The organism is Rahnella contaminans (assembly GCF_011065485.1).
GTDB lineage: Bacteria > Pseudomonadota > Gammaproteobacteria > Enterobacterales > Enterobacteriaceae > Rahnella > Rahnella contaminans.
Genome location: NZ_JAADJS010000003.1, coordinates 396,887 through 413,128 on the forward strand (window position 1 = coordinate 396,887; position 16,242 = coordinate 413,128).

The following is a 16,242-nucleotide window of genomic DNA, read 5'->3' on the forward strand; positions in this document are numbered from 1 at the left end:
CTTTGGTGACAAAAAGGCGGGTTATCAACAGAAGCGCGCAGTCTGCCACAAAAAACAAAATAAAAAAACCATAATATTCAACTAGTTATAGTGTTGGTTAAGAATGTTAGCCTTGGCTATATTTGTATGAAAAGGCTTCATTTGGCCTGAAATTCATCCGCAGAGGGGCAAAAAAGCCTGTAATCCTAATCCGTTAGGTTCTGAGGGGGGATTCACTAATTCTCAGCGGGTGAGGCACAGTCTGCACGCGGTTGAATAAACACGGTGAAAGAATGAATGCCGGGACTTGCACATCACCGGCTTCCACAATCATTACGCTATGACACGTTAAACTTTACGCGATGCCGGCCCCGTCGCTTCCTCGGAAAAACGTGCGGTGATGGCGTCGCGCTCGTAGCCCTGACGCTCGGTGAGAATGGAATACAATTCCGGGCGTCGGCCGTAGATCCAGCGGCGGCCCGAACTCAGGGGGATCAGCGTTAAATCCAGTTCGGCGCTGACCATGGCGTCAGCGGCAACCCAGGTTTCGCTGATGATCCGGCCATAGGGGTCGAGGATCATCGCGTTGCCGGTGCGGACTTCATCCGCATCGGCGCCCACGCCGTTGCTGAATAAAATGAACAGTCCGTTATCATGCGCACGCGATGGCAACCAGCGCAGGATCCATCCGCGGCCACTTTCCCCTTTAAACGCGGCGGTGATTTCTTCCTTTCTTTGCGCACGTTGTTCCCACAATTCCAGCGGAATGGGTTTCATGCCGTGCGGGCTGCGCGAATGGGTGCCGCCGGTCTGATGCGGTGCCAGCAGGATATCCGCGCCAAGCAGCGTGGTCGCGCGTACGTTTTCCACCAGATTATTGTCCCAGCAAATCAGGATCCCCACCTTCACGCCCCACGGCGTATCAAAAACGGTAAAACCGTCACCGCAGCTAAACGCAGGATGTTCAAACGCGTGAAGTTTGCGGTGCGCGTGATAAGAACCGTCCGGCATGCAGGCCACGTAGGTGTTATAAATCCGGCCATCTGTCGCGCGTTCGATAAGGCCCGCGCCAATCAGCATCTGATTTTTCGCCGCCAGCGCCCTGATCAGTGCCAGCGACGGGCTGGTTTCAACCGCTTCAGCCAGCGCATTCACTTCTTCCGCCGAAAGACCCGGCACGTGCCAGTAACCGGTGATGCACATTTCCGGGAAGGCCAGGATCTTCACACCCTGCGCGGCGGCCTGTTCAATGTATTTCTCCATAATCAACAGGTTATAAGCCTTATTGCTGGCCTGATGCTGAAACTGAACCACTGCCGTTTTTATCGATTTTACTGCCGTGACTTCGCTCATCGCCGTTCTCCGTAAAGGGTCACAAAGGGTGACTTTCACTGGCATTACAGCAATCCGGCTGATAACTTTATAATGAATTGTTTTTCATTTTTGATAACCAAACGGAATGCAAAATATGAATACGCGACTGCTCAAGGCGTTCGTGGTGCTGGCAGAAAAAGGAAATTACGCCCTGGCAGCAGAGGCGCTGGCGATATCGCAACCTGCGCTCACCAAACAGATCAATCTGCTGGAATCCCGGGTAAACCTGGCGCTGTTTACGCGTGGCCGCCACGGCACCGCGCTGACGGCGGGCGGGCAGCGGCTGTTGCCGGAAGCGAAAAAAGTCGTCGCGCAGGCGGAGCTGTTTTTGCATCACGCAGAACAGGTGGCGAAAGGGCGCGAAGGTTTTCTGGCGGCAGGTTTCGGGCTGTCCAGTTTTTATTTTGCGCCGGAATGTATTGCGCAGTTCCGGGCGCAGTATCCCGGCGTTGACATCACGCTCGAAGATCTGCCCTCGGCGCAGCAATACGACATGCTGCAAAGCGGGGCGTTGCAGGTCGGGTTCGTCCGTGTGCCACCGGCGAAACCGCTCAGTTATCACAGCCTGTTTGACGATAATCTGGTGCTGGTCACGCCGGAGAATAATGGCCTGAGCATCGAAGACTGGCTGCAAAAATTCCCGTTGCTGCGTTTGTACCCGGCGCGCGGCGGCGGTCTGGATACGCAGACGACGCTGTTCCTGCACGAGCAGCACATATTTCCGGGCGCCACGCAGCAGGTGGAAGATATTCAGACGATTGTCGCGCTGATTATTGCCGGTACCGGCGTGGCCCTGTTGCCGCAAAGCGTGGTGCATATCGCGCCACCGGGGTTGAATATTGTGCCGCTTTCGGGGGGAGCAACCCGCTGGCAGGTGGGCATCGCCTGGGACCCGCGCTATGACGATTCTGTCCGCGATAATTTTATTGCGATTGCAAAAGGCTTTGTGCGTTAAATGTTTCTTTTATGTAAAGAAAATGAGGGTTGTTGAGGCGGCGAACAGGTGGCAGCAGCTATACTCTGAAAATGGGACAACAAAGGTTGTCCTGAGACATCGCGAAGCCACTTATGACACATATAAAAAAGAAATCATCCCTGCTTACTGTGACTGTGGCCTGTATTGGTGTCGTGTATGGCGACATCGGTACCAGCCCGTTATATACCCTGCGGGAATGCCTGACCGGCCAGGCGGGCATCACCCTGACACAGAGCTCTCTGTTCGGCTTTCTGTCGCTGATCTTCTGGCTGCTGATGCTGGTCGTTTCGGTCAAATACATCAGTTTTGTGATGCGCGCCGACAACGACGGCGAAGGGGGAATTCTCACCCTGATGTCGCTGGCCGTGCGCAATCTGAGCCCGCGATGGGTGCCACTTATCATGTTTCTCGGGCTGGTGGGCGGCAGTTTCTTCTACGGCGACGGCGTCATTACCCCGGCGATTTCGGTGCTTTCCGCCATTGAAGGGCTGGAAATCATCGAACCTTCCCTCGATCGTTTTATCATTCCGTTTTCCATTGCCGTTCTGACGCTGCTGTTTTTCATTCAGAAAAATGGCACCGGCAGCGTCGGGAAAATCTTTGCGCCGGTAATGGTGCTGTGGTTTGTCACGATTGGCGTGCTGGGCCTCAGCGGGATCTTGCGTAATCCGCAGGTCTTGCACGCACTGAACCCGTACTGGGCGGTGCACTTCTTTGCGGAATACAAAACCGTTTCGTTTTTCGCGCTCGGCATGGTGGTGCTGTCCGTGACCGGCGGGGAGGCGCTGTACGCCGACATGGGGCATTTCGGTAAAAAGCCGATCCGCATTGCGTGGTTTATTCTGGTCGGGCCATCGCTGGTGATGAACTATTTCGGGCAGGGTGCGCTGTTACTCAGCAAACCTGACGCCATCCAGAATCCGTTTTTCCTGCTGGCACCCGGCTGGGCGCTGATCCCGCTGCTGATACTGGCGACGCTGGCGACGGTGATTGCCTCGCAGGCGGTGATTTCGGGCGTATTCTCCCTGACGCGTCAGGCCGTGCGGATGGGGTATCTGCCGCCGATGCGCATCATCTACACCTCTGATGAAGAGTCGGGGCAGATCTATATTCCGGTCGTCAACTGGCTGCTCTATTTCGCGGTGCTGATTGCCATCCTCAGCTTCAAACACTCCAGCAATCTGGCGTCTGCTTACGGCATTGTGGTGACGGGTACGATGGTCATTACTTCACTGCTGATAGGCATTGTGATGGTGAAAAACTGGGGCTGGAAAAGCGGGGTGGGCGGCCTGATGATGGCGGTCATGCTACTGATTGATGTGCCGTTATTTGCCGCGAATCTGGTCAAACTGTTCTCCGGCGGCTGGCTGCCGGTGGTGATCGGCCTGACGATTCTGCTGATTATGCTCACCTGGAAAACTGAACGTAATCGCCTGGTGAGGCGTTTACGTCAGGATCCGGAAGCGCTCGAAGCGCTGATTGTGTCACTGGAAAAATCGCCGCCGAAACGTGTACCCGGTACCGCCGTGGTGATGTCGCGCGGGCAATATGAAGTGCCGCTGGTGCTGCTGCATAATCTTAAACATAACAAGATATTGCATGAGCGCGTGGTGTTACTGACGGTCGCCACGGAAGATGTGCCGTACGTGCACAACGTCCGGCGTGTGACGATTGAGCAGCTTTCGCCGTCATTCTGGCGTGTTATCGCCAGTTATGGCTGGCGGGAAAAACCTAATGTCACTGATATTTTGTACCGCTGCGGGCTGGAAGGGCTGAAGTGTACGATGAATGAAACGTCGTTCTTTATGTCGCGGGATACCTTTGTGCTGGGCGATCCGCGTCCTTGGTATCTCAAAGCGCGGGGGAAACTGTTCCAGGTGTTACAACGTAACTCCCTGCGTGCGCCGGAACATTATCATATTCCGCCAAACCGGGTGATTGAGCTGGGTGCGGTGGTGAAATTCTAAAAGCAAACGGCCCGTTTCCGGGGATGAAATCCGGAAACGGGCCGTGCGGAAAGCAGAACAGTTTAGCTCTGCGGATCCTGAAGTTCAGTGATGTTAGCTGCCTGAGGCGATGACGTCGTGGTGTCCGTCTGCGACTGCAACGTGGTGACAGGCACAGACTGCGTAGTGGTCTGGGTTGCCGGTGTAGTCGTGGTTTCAGTCTGCGTGGTGGTAGACGGAGTCGTGGTTGCCGCAGCCGGCGTTGTAGTGGTTTCGGTTTTGGTTGTCGTCGCCGGCGTTGTAGTGGCTGGCGTTGCTGTTGCGGTTGCTGCTACAGGTGCTGTAGTTTCTGCTGGCGTCGTTGCTGATGCCGCCGCAGGCGTTGTGGTTTGCGCCTGAACGTCCGTTGCCGGTGCCTCAATTTGCGTTGGCAGGGCCGGGATCGGTTCTAACGGCACCGACTCTGACTTAGGTTTCGGGATCGGGGTTGTCGCGCGAACCAGGAATGTCGGCTTGAGATTCGCAACGGAATAGGTCACATGGCTGATATCGTTGCGTGACGTTGTCACATCGACAGGCGCAATAGTCACGCGTCCGATCAGTGAACGGGCGTAACCGCCGACCTGATGTTTCCCTTCCGGAAGCTGCACTTCCACGCTTTCGCCAAGCCCCAGCGCCCCGGCATCTTTGCCATCAATGGTGACGTAAATCTGGGTGCCATCGTCAGTTTTGGTCGGAACGTGTGTGACGGTCAGACGCGTGGAACCGAGATCGAACGCCGGTTTTTCAGCGGTTTTGGTGTTTGCGCATCCTGTGAGTGCGAAAACGGCCGCAACGGCGGCCAGGGTGAAACGATAACTCATAGTGCGACGTCTTCCTTTAAGGGATTTTTGTGATCTGCGTACCAATATACCCGATATCAGGATTGAGATGAATGTCGCCGCGGGGAACTCGGAGGATTCTTCTTATCTGTCTGTCACCCTCACCAAATTTTCGGTTGAAGCGCTTCGTCAATTTGTGTATTTTTATGCAAATTATCTGCATAAAATAACAAACACACAGGAGTGTCCATGTTCAAGTCTTTAGTTCTCACCGGGTGCCTGCTTTCTTCCTTAATCACTTCCGCCTACGCCGCGCAGACCACATATGTGGTCGGTTCCGGCGGCACGTATCGCCCTTTCGAATATGAAAACAGCCAGAAACAGCTGGAAGGTTTTGATATCGACATCATCAAAGCTATCGCTAAAGCGGAAGATTTTGACATCAAACTGGTCAATACGCCGTGGGAAGGGATTTTCGCCACCCTGAATTCCGGTGATCGTGACATCATTATTTCCGGCATCACCATTACCGACAAACGTAAAGCGATGGTCGATTTCTCTGCGCCGTATTTCCCGGCAGAACAATCCATCGTGGTGCCTGCGGATTCCAAAGTGGATTCCGTTGCTGCGCTGAAAGGCCTGAAAGTCGGCGTAGTGAACTCCAGCACCGGCGACATCGTGGTATCTGACGCACTGGGCAAAAACAGCACGGACATCAAACGTTTTGATAACACGCCGCTGATGTTGCAGGAACTGGCGGAAGACGGCATTGGCGCAGCGGTTGGCGACGTCGGCGTGGTGAAGTACTACATCAAATCCCATCCTGAAAAAGCCCTGAAACTGGTGCCGGACAGCAAGTTCGAACGTCAGTATTTCGGCATTGCGGTCGCCAAAGACAACACGGAATTGTTGGGTAAAATCAACGCCGGTCTGAAGAAAATCGTGGCTGACGGCACCTACGCAAAAATCTACGAAACCTGGTTTGATAAGAACGTGCCAACGCTGCCAGCGCAATAAATCCCCCCAGAAAAATATTGATATGCAGGGGCGTGAAAGCGCCCCTGAACAAGGACAGGTATGACCGGATTTCGCTGGGAGATAATCTCAGAATATGCGCCGCTGTTTGTACAGGGCGCGCTGATGACCATCAAATGCACCCTCATTTGCGTCATTTTAGGCACCACCTGGGGCCTGCTGCTCGGCCTCGGACGCATGGCCCGCGCCGACGACGGCCCGTGGAAATATGTTCTGCGCTTCGCCGTGCAATGGCCGGTGCGCATTTACGTCAGCGCATTTCGCGGGACACCGCTGTTTGTGCAGATTATGGTGGTTCACTTCGCGCTGGTTCCGCTGTTCATCAATCCGCGTGACGGGATTTTAGTGACCAACGGCCTGATGTCTTCGGATTTCGCCCGTGCGTTACGCTCCGATTACGGCGCGTTTTTATCCTGTGTCGTCGCGATTACGCTGAACGCGGGCGCTTACGTTTCCGAAATTTTCCGCGCCGGGATCCAGTCGATTGATAACGGCCAGATGGAAGCGTCACGTGCATTAGGGATGGGCTGGGGCAAAACGATGCGCAAAGTGATTTTGCCGCAGGCGTTTCGTCGTATTCTGCCGCCGCTGGGCAATAACGCGATTGCGATTGTGAAAGATTCTTCGCTGGCGTCCGCCATCGGCCTGGCCGATCTGGCTTACGCGGCGCGAACTGTTTCCGGCGCTTACGCCACCTACTGGGAACCCTACCTGACGATTTCGCTGGTGTACTGGGTTCTGACTTTCCTGCTCTCGCTGCTGGTTCAACACATGGAAAAGAGGTTTGGCAAAAGTGATTCACGTTAAGGATTTACAGAAACAGTTCGGTGAAACCCACGTTTTGCGCGGCATCTCGTGTGATATCGCAGAGAAAGAAGTGGTGTGCATCATCGGCCCGTCCGGTTCGGGGAAAAGTACCTTCCTGCGTTGCCTGAACGCGCTGGAAAAACCGAACGGCGGCGAAGTAGTGGTAAACGGTTTCGCGGTTCATGACCCGAAAACCAATCTGAATACGCTGCGTTCCGGCGTCGGAATGGTGTTCCAGCGCTTTAATCTGTTTCCGCACATGACGGTGCTGGAAAACCTGATTATGGCGCCGATGTCGCTGAAAGGGTTGTCGAAAGCCGAAGCGGTTTCACGTGCTGAGAAGCTGCTGCAAAAAGTCGGGCTGATCGACAAAATCGACGCCTGGCCTTCCAGCCTTTCCGGCGGTCAGCAGCAGCGTGTGGCGATCGCCCGGGCGCTGGCGATGGAACCTTCGATCATTTTGTTCGACGAACCGACATCTGCGCTCGACCCCGAGCTGGTCGGCGAAGTGCTGGCCGTTATGAAACAGCTGGCGCTCGAAGGCATGACGATGGTGATCGTGACCCACGAAATGGGCTTTGCCCGTGAAGTGGCCGATCGCGTGGTGTTTATTGATCAGGGTGTGATCCAGGAAGAAGGGCCGCCAGCGCAGCTTTTCACCGCACCAACCAATCCGCGTACCCGCGAGTTCTTGAGTAAGGTGCTGTAATCCGTCATCCGGAGGTGACTTGCCTCCGGATACTTCCTCCTTCTAAACACTTCCCCCTCTGAGTTTTATCGGCCAAAAGTCCGCGCCCTGATTTTGTGCTAAATTACCCTCAAATTCCCCGCATCCCGAGGCACCATGATTACCCCGCAAAACCGTACAACCCGCGAAATGAAGATCAATAACGTGGTGCTGGTCACTCAGGCGTTGAAATCACTGGGCTCGGCGACCAAAGCGGAAGTGGCGGCGCAAACGGGGCTGAGTATTGCGACCTGCGGCGCGGTGCTTAATGAATTACGTCTGACGCGTGAAGTGCTGGCGCTTGAGCTGGAAGAATCCCGCGGCGGGCGGCCTGCGCAGCGTTACGCGTATAACCCCGATTATTTCTCCGTGCTGAGTCTCTATGCGCAGGGCAGCGATGCGGCGGCGCAGATTATCTGGTCGGTGAATTCGGCCACGGGCGCGAGCCTGGCGCAGGGCGAAGTGCGCTTTCTGCCGCTCAGCCTGGAAACGTTTTATCAGCAGATTGCGGGGTTGCTGGCGGATTACCCGAACATTAAAGCCCTCGGTATCGGCCTGCCGGGCGTGGTGGTGAAAGGGCGCGTGGCGACCTGTGATATCAGCGCGTTCGCCGGTGTGGATATCGAACAACAGCTGCGCGAAAAATTCGGTATCTACGTGCAGGCTGACAACGACATGAACTACACCGCCTATGGTTTTTACCGCAGCAGCTGCGCGGGAGAAACCGCGCCGGTAGCCTACATTTTCAAGCCTGACGTGCCTTGCCTCGGCTGCGGAATGGTCATCAACGGGCAGGTGTTGCAGGGTGCCAGTCAGTTTGCGGGCGAGGTGTCGAACCTGCCGTATAAAGATCTCGATAAGCTGCCTGTGGCGGAAGAAATGGCCAAGGTCATTGTCTCGCTCAGTGCCATTATCAACCCGGCGACAATTGCGCTCTCCGGCCCGAAAATCAGCGATGCGCTGATCCCCGAACTTACCGAGCGGTGTCAGGAGCATATTCCCGCGCAGCATATGCCCGCGCTGATTTATCGCCCGTCGATGCGGCAGGACTATCTGCAAGGCATCACTGAACTCACGCTGAATAACTACAACCTGCATATCGCTTTCGGAAACTAATCGCGCCTCAGGCGTTGACTTTGCGTTGTCCTGATCAATATACTGCGCACTTATTAAAAGTCTTTTAATAACTATCCAGTACGGCACAGGAGCGCACTTTGTCACTGTCACCTGAATTAGAAAAACCCGCTGAGTGGGTCGGCGCACCGGGCCGCCGTGTGGCTACGCGGATGATATTTTTTGTCACCGGCATGGCGATGGGATTGTGGGGCGCGCTGGTGCCCTACGCGCAGCTGCGAACGCATTCCGAAGCCGGTGCGCTCGGTATGCTGCTGTTGTGTCTCGGCGCAGGATCGTTGTTGTCGATGTTGGGCTCCGGCCGGATCATCGGCCGATTCGGTTGCCGCGCGGTGATCCTCGCCGCCGTGGTGATGTATTGTCTGATGATGCCGCTGCTGGCGACATTCAGCGATATCCGGCTGATGGCGCTGAGTCTGTTCATTTTCGGCATGGGCATCGGGCTGGCGGATGTGGCGGTCAATGTGCAGGGCACGATGGTTGAACAGGCCGCGGATAAACCGCTGATGTCGGGTTTTCACTGTCTGTGGAGCGTCGGCGGGATTGCGGGCGCGGGTGGCGGTGCGTTGTTGCTCAGCGCCGGTATCACGCCGGTGGGCAGCACATTTTTCGCCATCGTGCTGGTGATTTTGGGGACGGCGTTTTCGTGGCGCAGCCTGCTGCCGTTCGGGGCGCACGAGGAAAGCTCGCACGAAGGTAAAGCTAAAGCACGGCCTAATTTCCGTCTGATCCTGATGGCGGTTATGGCGATGATTTGCTTTATGGCCGAAGGCGCAGTGCTCGACTGGGGCGGCGTTTTCCTGACCCGCGAGCGCGGGCTGGCGCTTGAACATGCGGGATGGGGGTTTGCGGTGTTTGCCATTGCGATGTCCGTGATGCGTCTGACCGGCGACGCGATTGTCAGCACGCTGGGCCGTAAACGCGTTCTGGTGATGGGCGGAATCCTCGGGATTGCCGGTTATCTGATGGTGATCCTGCTGCCGGGCTGGTTCCTGCCGGTTTGCGGTTTTGCGCTGGTCGGGATTGGTGCGGCAAACATTGCGCCGGTGCTTATCACGCTGGCCGGTCAGGAAAAAGTGATGCCGGTGAACATGTCAGTGGCGTTTGTCGCAACGCTCGGGTATCTCGGAATTTTGGGTGGTCCGGCGCTGATTGGTTTTGTCGCGCACCAGTCGAGTTTGTACGTGGCGTTTTCCGCCGTCGCTGCCGCATTTCTGATCGTGACGTTCGGCGCGTACAAATTAAAATATCAGGCTGATTAATAAAAGTTTATAACTGAGTGGCATCTTGCCAGCTGGTGTGCAGAACCCCGCCAGCCTTTTTTGTTTATGATGATTGTTTCAAATCCGACCCTGTAAGGAGCTGTAATGGCCGTAAAACTTATTGCCGTCGACATGGATGGCACTTTCCTGGATCAGAATGGTGAATATAACAAAGCCCGTTTTCGCGGGCAGTATGCGCAAATGCTGGAGCGCGGGATCAAGTTTGTCGTCGCCAGCGGTAACCAGTATTACCAGCTGAAATCCTTCTTTGATGACATCGATGAAGAGATCGCTTACGTGGCGGAAGGCGGCGGTTACGTCGTCGATAAAAAGCAGGAAATCTACTGCGGCAAGCTTGAACCTGAACAGGTCACGCTGGTGCTGGACTGGATCCGCCGCACGCCGGGGATCAACACGATTGTCTGCGGCAGGCTGGGCGCGTATGTGCTGGAAGGCACGCCCGAAGCGTTTATCAGCCGGATGCGTCGCTACTATCATCGTCTGACCAAAGTGCAAAGTTATGCAGAAATCAGCGATACGATTTTCAAATTCGCGCTGAGCTACGTGGAAGACGACGTTTACCCGCTGATGGGGCAAATCACAGAACAGCTCGGCGGGATCGTCGCGCCGGTGACCAGCGGACATGGATCCGTTGACCTGATTATCGCCGGGAATCATAAAGCCAGCGGGCTGCGCAAAATCCAGCAGATTTACGGTATCCGTGATGATGAAGTGCTGGCGTTCGGTGACAGCGGTAATGACCTGGAAATGCTGAGTTACGCGGGCTACGGTTTTGCGATGGAAAATGCGTCCGCCCCGGCAAAAGCCGCAGCGAAATATCGCGCGCCTTCCCATGAAAACGAGGGGGTACTTGAGGTGATTGACGATGTATTCAATGCGCGTCCGCCGTTCGCATGACTGACGCAAACCGGCGCTAAATCCGGTTAAAACGAAAAGGCTGCCGCAGATACGGCAGCCTTTTTTATTATTGGTGTTATTGCTTAGTGTTTACTGAACGTAATCAGGCGGAACGCCGTTGTCGCCCGGCTGAGACGGATAGTAATCCGGCGGTACCGGGCTTTGCGGCGCAGAGTCCTGACGGTCGCTGTAGCTGGCGTCCACCGGCACTTTGTTGCCTTTGGCGTACATGCACTGGGTGTAAACCGTATCGTACTGATCCTGCAAATCGCCGCTGCTGGCACCGGCACTGTTGTTGCCCATCGCGCTGCCGATTAGCAGCCCGCTGCCTGCGCCAATCAGCGCGCCAGCACCCGCCTGATGTGACGCCGCGCCCAGCAAAGCACCGGCTGCGGCGCCGACCGCCGTGCCTGCCGCCGCAGTATTCACCGCAGTATTATTGGCCGTTTGCGCACCGCCGTTCACGCTGGCGTAGGCCGCATTCCGGCAGGACATTTCATCTCTCTGAAACTGCTGATAATCCTTTCCCGTACCCGGTAAAACCATTACATCCGGGCGGGTCGGGGGAGATACGCAGCCGGAAAGCGCTGCGGCCAGGGCAATAACCGCCAGCGGAGTAAACCTGTTCATGACATTATCGCCTGTTAACGTGGAGCGGAATCACCCACAACGACCTTCATCCAGCCGCGCGCACAGCGTGGAACTTGCGGGTAATATCCCGCCGGATTCTGGCAGTAGTAAGCATAATTTGGTGTTTTCTCGACGTAAGTCTGCGGTTGCGCAGGCGCAACATAGACAACCGGCGGTGGCCCGTAATACACCGGCGGCGGCGGGCCCCAGGGAATACCGACAACAACACGCGGTCCGCCATACCAGCCGCGGCCGTAATAGCCATGACCGTAATACCCATAGGCGAAAGACGCAGAGCTGGCTGACATCAGCGCGCCAGCGGTAAGCATCAACAACAACAGCCTTTTCATAACCACCTCGAAGCACATTGACCGGATGCACGGAGCGGAAAAAATGACACCACTCCTGAGGCTAAAGATACGCTTCAGGGGTGTAAAAGGTTGGCAGGAGAACTGGGGGAATGTGACAAGAGTTTGGGTGTAATTGTGTATAAAAAATTCAGGGAGATACGTTTGTTGACGAACTGCCCGCTGCCTTGCGCAGACGGGCCAAAAAGTCACTTTTTCGCGCTGATTTCCTGGCTTGCGGTAAAGCGCCGGAAAGCGGCCAGCGTTTCGTCGCTGACATGATGTTCCACCCCTTCCGCATCAAGGCGCGCCGTTTCTGCGCTGATGCCCAACGCGATGAAAAAGGCTTCAACGACGTTATGACGTTCGCGGTTTTCCGCCGCCAGTTTCTCACCTTCCGGCGTGAGGAAAGTGCCGCGATACGGCAGCTGATGAACCAGCCCGGCGTTAGCCAGACGTTTCAGCGTTTTCGCCACAGTCGGCTGCGAAACGCCCAGACGTGCGGCCAGATCGACCTGTCTTGCTTCACCAAATTCATGAATTAAGTCTGAAATCAGCTCAACGTAATCGTCCATTAATTCGCGGCGATGCGCCTCGCGCACCTGTAAAAAACCCTGAGCGTGTTCTTCCACATCCAGTAATGGATTTATTTTTTTATCTTTCACTACGCCTGCCTCTTTCTTGCTCAACGGTTTTCCACCGCAGCCGCGCTCACCGCAGCAATCCGTGCATTGTAAACCAAGTGCACACATCTACCAATTTCTGAAAACTTTGCCTTGGCTATGGAGTATAGCCTGTGCTATACCTGAATAATAAACCGCCGGTTGTTGTGGTGTTTCACAGGAGAACGTTGATGGGAAATGGACAGAGCCTCTTAAAATTATTCAGTTATTCACCGTTTCGTTTGCGTCTGATGCTGATCGGTATGATTGTTGCGCTGATCACCGGAAATGCGACGGCGGCAGAGAAAGACAAAAAAAAGTTCAAAGTGGTGACGACCTTCACGGTGATCCAGGACATCGCGCAGAACGTCGCCGGTGATGCGGCGACCGTAGAGTCGATCACCAAGCCGGGCGCGGAGATCCACGATTATCAGCCGACGCCGCGCGATATCGTCAAAACGCAGTCTGCGGATCTGATTCTGTGGAACGGTTTTAACCTCGAACGCTGGTTCGGGCGCTTTTTTGCCAATATCAAAGATGTGCCATCGGCGACGGTCACGGACGGCATTACGCCAATGCCAATTCAGGAAGGGCCGTATCTCGGTAACCCGAATCCGCACGCCTGGATGTCCGCGAAAAACGCACTGGTCTACGTCGAGAATATCCGCGCCGCGCTGGTGAAATATGATCCGGAAAACGCCGCGACCTACGACCGCAATGCCAAAGATTATTCGCAGAAAATCATGCAGCTTGATGCGCCGCTGCGCGAACGTCTGGCGAAAATCCCGGCCGGTCAGCGCTGGCTGGTGACCAGCGAGGGCGCATTCAGTTATCTGGCGAAAGATTACGATCTTAAAGAAGCGTATCTGTGGCCGATCAACGCCGAAGAGCAGGGCACGCCGCAGCAGGTGAAAAAGTTGATTGATTTGGTGCGTCAGCAAAATATCCCGGTAGTTTTCAGCGAAAGTACGATTTCGGATAAACCGGCGAAACAGGTCAGCAAGGAAACCGGCGCGAAATACGGCGGCGTGTTGTATGTCGATTCGCTGTCCGCCGCGGACGGCCCGGTGCCAACGTATATTGATTTGCTGAAAGTGACGGTCGGCACGATTGCGCAAGGGTTCGGGCAATGAATGACTCGCGGCTTCACCTCAGGGTTGATGATGTCACCGTGACCTACAACAACGGTCACACCGCCATTGAAGACGCGAGTTTTACGCTGCACGGCGGCTCGATTTGCGCGCTGCTGGGCGTTAACGGCAGCGGCAAATCCACGTTATTCAAAACCATTATGGGCATTATCCGGCCGACGCACGGCAGCGTGACGCTGGATGGCCTGAACGTCGCTAAAGCGCTGAAGCAGAATCTGATCGCTTACGTGCCGCAGTCCGAAGAAGTGGACTGGAATTTTCCGGTGCTGGTTCGCGACGTGGTGATGATGGGGCGTTACGGCAAAATGTCGTTTCTGCGTATTCCCTCGCAGGAAGATAAGGATCAGGTCGCGTCGGCGCTGGCGCGTGTCGGGCTGACCGATCTGGCGCATCGTCAGATCGGTGAGCTGTCCGGCGGCCAGAAAAAACGTGTTTTTCTCGCGCGCGCGCTGGCTCAGCAGGGGCGCGTTCTGCTGCTTGATGAGCCTTTTACCGGCGTGGATATCAAAACGGAAAATGCCATTATCGAACTTCTGCGCCAGTTGCGTGAGGAAGGGCATCTGATTCTGGTGTCCACGCACAATATCGCCAGCGTGCCGGATTTCTGCGATCGCGTGGTGCTTATCAACCGGACGGTGATGGCCGCCGGTGAGCTGGAAGCCACGTTTACGCATCAGAATCTGGAAAACACCTTTGGCGGCGCACTGCGCAATATCGGCTATTTAGTGCAGAAAGAGAGCCTGCCGGAGACAGCGGTAAGGCGGGTGGTATGACCGAACTGCTGCTTGAGCCGTTTCAGTATAATTACATGGTCAAAGCCATCTGGGTCAGCGCGGGCGTGGGCGCGGTGTGCGCATTTTTGTCGGCGTATCTGATGCTCAAAGGCTGGTCGCTGATGGGGGATGCCTTATCCCATTCGGTCGTTCCGGGCGTGGCGGGCGCGTATGCGCTTGGATTCCCTTATGCCGTCGGTGCTTTCGGCACCGGCATTCTGGCCGCGCTTTCCATGACGCTGCTGCGCCATTTCACCAAACTGCGCGAAGACGCGATTATTGGTTTCGTCTTTTCCACGTTCTTCGCACTCGGCCTGCTGCTGGTGTCGCTTAACCCGACGTCGGTCAACGTCCAGTCGATCCTGTTCGGCAATATTTTAGGCATCGATGACGCGGATATTTTGCAGGTGCAGATCATCGTTGGCATTTCGCTGGTGGTGCTGTGCGTTATCTGGCGGGATCTGCTGGCGGTCTTCTTCGATGAAGCGCACGCCGTGTCGGTCGGGCTTTCTCCGCTGAAGCTGAAAATCATTTTCTTCACTATTTTCAGCGCGTGCAGCGTGGCCGCATTGCAAACCGTCGGCGCGATTCTGGTGATCGCGATGGTGATTACCCCCGGCGCAACGGCGTATCTGCTCTCTGACCGCTTCTCACATTTGCTGATTATTTCGGTGATTATTGGCGCGGTCACCAGTGCGGCGGGCGCGTGGCTGAGTTATTACCTGGATGGCGCGACCGGGGGCGTTATCGTCTGCCTGCAAACCGTCGTCTTCCTGCTGGCGTTTCTGTTTGCGCCGAAACACGGCTGGCTGGTTAATCACTTCCGGCTCCGCAGGAGCCGCGTATGATGAGCTGGCTGGATGTTTTGCTTGAGCCGATGGGCTTCGAATTTATGCAGCGCGCGCTGCTGACCGCGGCGGCGACCAGTATCGTCTGCGCGATTTTTTCCTGTTTTCTGGTGCTGAAAGGCTGGTCGCTGATGGGCGACGCCATTTCTCACGCCGTTTTACCGGGCGTGGTGCTGGCCTATCTGGCGGGTATTCCGCTGGCCATCGGGGCGTTTGGTTCCGGGCTTTTCTGCGCCGTCGCCACCGGTTTTATTAAAGAGCATTGCCGGGTAAAAGAAGATTCAGTGATGGGCATTGTGTTTTCCGGAATGTTCGCCGCCGGGCTGGTGCTTTTCTCGCGGGTGAACACCGGGCAGCATCTCAGCCATATTTTGTTTGGCAACGTACTCGGCGTAACGGACAGCGAAATGCTGCAAACGCTGATTATCGCGGCAGTGGTGACGCTGGCTATCCTGTTCAGATTTAAGGATTTGGTGCTGTTTTGCTTTGACCCGGTTCAGGCCAAAGTCATCGGGTTACCGGTTCGTTTTTACCACTACGCGTTGCTGTGCATGCTGGCGATGACCATTGTCGCGGCGCTTCAGGCGGTCGGCGTGGTGCTGGTGGTGGCGATGCTGATCACACCGGGTATTACCGCATTTCTGCTGTGTAAAACATTGCCGAAAATGGTAATGATTGCAGTGACGGTGTCACTTTCCGCGGCAGTGTCAGGCACGTTTATCAGCTTTTATATTGATGCCGCGACGGGGCCGACAATTGTGCTGATTCAGGCGCTGTTTTTCCTGCTGGCGCTCACGGCTAATTTACTGCGAAAATCCCTAAAACCGCGACAGTCCGCACCGATTGCGTAGT

At 55.5% G+C, this 16,242-nt stretch carries 17 protein-coding genes; 12 read left to right on the forward strand and 5 right to left on the reverse strand.

Annotated elements, in window-relative coordinates:
- Nucleotides 1-327: 327 nt before the first annotated feature.
- Entirely contained in the window at nt 328-1,332 is a 1,005-nt protein-coding gene (locus GW579_RS16525; RefSeq protein ID WP_165060294.1) for a nitrilase family protein, read from the reverse strand.
- 115 nt (nt 1,333-1,447) lie between these two features.
- Here GW579_RS16525 and GW579_RS16530 point away from each other — a divergent pair, with 115 nt between their 5' ends.
- Entirely contained in the window at nt 1,448-2,308 is an 861-nt protein-coding gene (locus GW579_RS16530; RefSeq protein WP_165060296.1) for a LysR family transcriptional regulator, read from the forward strand.
- A 113-nt stretch (nt 2,309-2,421) separates the two neighbouring features.
- Nucleotides 2,422-4,296 carry a low affinity potassium transporter Kup gene (gene kup, locus GW579_RS16535; RefSeq protein ID WP_165060298.1) on the forward strand — a complete coding sequence of 625 codons (1,875 nt, stop codon included), beginning with the start codon at nt 2,422-2,424 and terminating at the stop codon, nt 4,294-4,296.
- 62 nt (nt 4,297-4,358) lie between these two features.
- Here the strand turns inward: kup and GW579_RS23765 are convergent, their stop codons facing one another.
- Entirely contained in the window at nt 4,359-5,138 is a 780-nt protein-coding gene (locus GW579_RS23765; protein ID WP_235937407.1) for a hypothetical protein, read from the reverse strand.
- Nucleotides 5,139-5,345: 207 nt separating this feature from the next.
- On the opposite strand from GW579_RS23765, the gene GW579_RS16545 reads away from it, so the two are divergent.
- From GW579_RS16545 to GW579_RS16570, 6 genes are all read left to right on the forward strand, one after another.
- Entirely contained in the window at nt 5,346-6,113 is a 768-nt protein-coding gene (locus GW579_RS16545) for a basic amino acid ABC transporter substrate-binding protein (RefSeq protein ID WP_165060300.1), read from the forward strand.
- Nucleotides 6,114-6,173: 60 nt separating this feature from the next.
- Nucleotides 6,174-6,938, forward strand: a complete 765-nt coding sequence (locus tag GW579_RS16550) for an amino acid ABC transporter permease (RefSeq protein ID WP_152323849.1) — start codon at nt 6,174-6,176, stop codon at nt 6,936-6,938.
- On the forward strand, nt 6,925-7,647 hold the full coding sequence (locus GW579_RS16555; RefSeq protein WP_165060580.1) for an amino acid ABC transporter ATP-binding protein: 723 nt from the start codon (nt 6,925-6,927) through the stop codon (nt 7,645-7,647). The genes GW579_RS16550 and GW579_RS16555 overlap by 14 nt, the downstream gene beginning before the upstream one ends.
- A 135-nt stretch (nt 7,648-7,782) precedes the next feature.
- Nucleotides 7,783-8,781, forward strand: a complete 999-nt coding sequence (locus GW579_RS16560; protein WP_165060303.1) for an ROK family protein — start codon at nt 7,783-7,785, stop codon at nt 8,779-8,781.
- 98 nt (nt 8,782-8,879) lie between these two features.
- The gene (locus GW579_RS16565) at nt 8,880-10,061 is read left to right on the forward strand and encodes an MFS transporter (protein ID WP_420821547.1); all 1,182 of its coding nucleotides are present in this window, start codon (nt 8,880-8,882) and stop codon (nt 10,059-10,061) included.
- Nucleotides 10,062-10,166: 105 nt separating this feature from the next.
- Nucleotides 10,167-10,979 carry a Cof-type HAD-IIB family hydrolase gene (locus GW579_RS16570; RefSeq protein WP_165060305.1) on the forward strand — a complete coding sequence of 271 codons (813 nt, stop codon included), beginning with the start codon at nt 10,167-10,169 and terminating at the stop codon, nt 10,977-10,979.
- Between the two features lie 90 nt (nt 10,980-11,069).
- Here GW579_RS16570 and GW579_RS16575 read toward each other — a convergent pair whose 3' ends face one another.
- From GW579_RS16575 to mntR, 3 genes are all read right to left on the reverse strand, one after another.
- A complete protein-coding gene (locus GW579_RS16575) occupies nt 11,070-11,609 on the reverse strand; it encodes a glycine zipper family protein (RefSeq protein WP_165060308.1) in 540 nt (179 codons plus the stop codon).
- A 14-nt stretch (nt 11,610-11,623) separates the two neighbouring features.
- Nucleotides 11,624-11,959: a hypothetical protein gene (locus GW579_RS16580; RefSeq protein WP_165060311.1), complete on the reverse strand. Its 336-nt coding sequence runs from the start codon at nt 11,957-11,959 to the stop codon at nt 11,624-11,626.
- 206 nt (nt 11,960-12,165) lie between these two features.
- Nucleotides 12,166-12,621, reverse strand: a complete 456-nt coding sequence (mntR, locus tag GW579_RS16585; RefSeq protein WP_152323961.1) for a manganese-binding transcriptional regulator MntR — start codon at nt 12,619-12,621, stop codon at nt 12,166-12,168.
- Between the two features lie 188 nt (nt 12,622-12,809).
- Here mntR and GW579_RS16590 point away from each other — a divergent pair, with 188 nt between their 5' ends.
- From GW579_RS16590 to GW579_RS16605, 4 genes are read left to right on the forward strand one after another with little or no spacing between them, the layout of a single operon-like run.
- Entirely contained in the window at nt 12,810-13,751 is a 942-nt protein-coding gene (locus GW579_RS16590) for a metal ABC transporter substrate-binding protein (protein ID WP_152323854.1), read from the forward strand.
- The gene (locus GW579_RS16595) at nt 13,748-14,542 is read left to right on the forward strand and encodes a metal ABC transporter ATP-binding protein (protein ID WP_152323855.1); all 795 of its coding nucleotides are present in this window, start codon (nt 13,748-13,750) and stop codon (nt 14,540-14,542) included. Before GW579_RS16590 ends, GW579_RS16595 begins: the two co-directional genes overlap by 4 nt.
- Nucleotides 14,539-15,390 carry a metal ABC transporter permease gene (locus GW579_RS16600; protein ID WP_165060313.1) on the forward strand — a complete coding sequence of 284 codons (852 nt, stop codon included), beginning with the start codon at nt 14,539-14,541 and terminating at the stop codon, nt 15,388-15,390. Before GW579_RS16595 ends, GW579_RS16600 begins: the two co-directional genes overlap by 4 nt.
- Nucleotides 15,387-16,241, forward strand: coding sequence for a metal ABC transporter permease (locus GW579_RS16605; protein ID WP_152323857.1), 855 nt, complete (start codon nt 15,387-15,389; stop codon nt 16,239-16,241). The genes GW579_RS16600 and GW579_RS16605 overlap by 4 nt, the downstream gene beginning before the upstream one ends.
- Nucleotide 16,242: the final 1 nt, after the last annotated feature.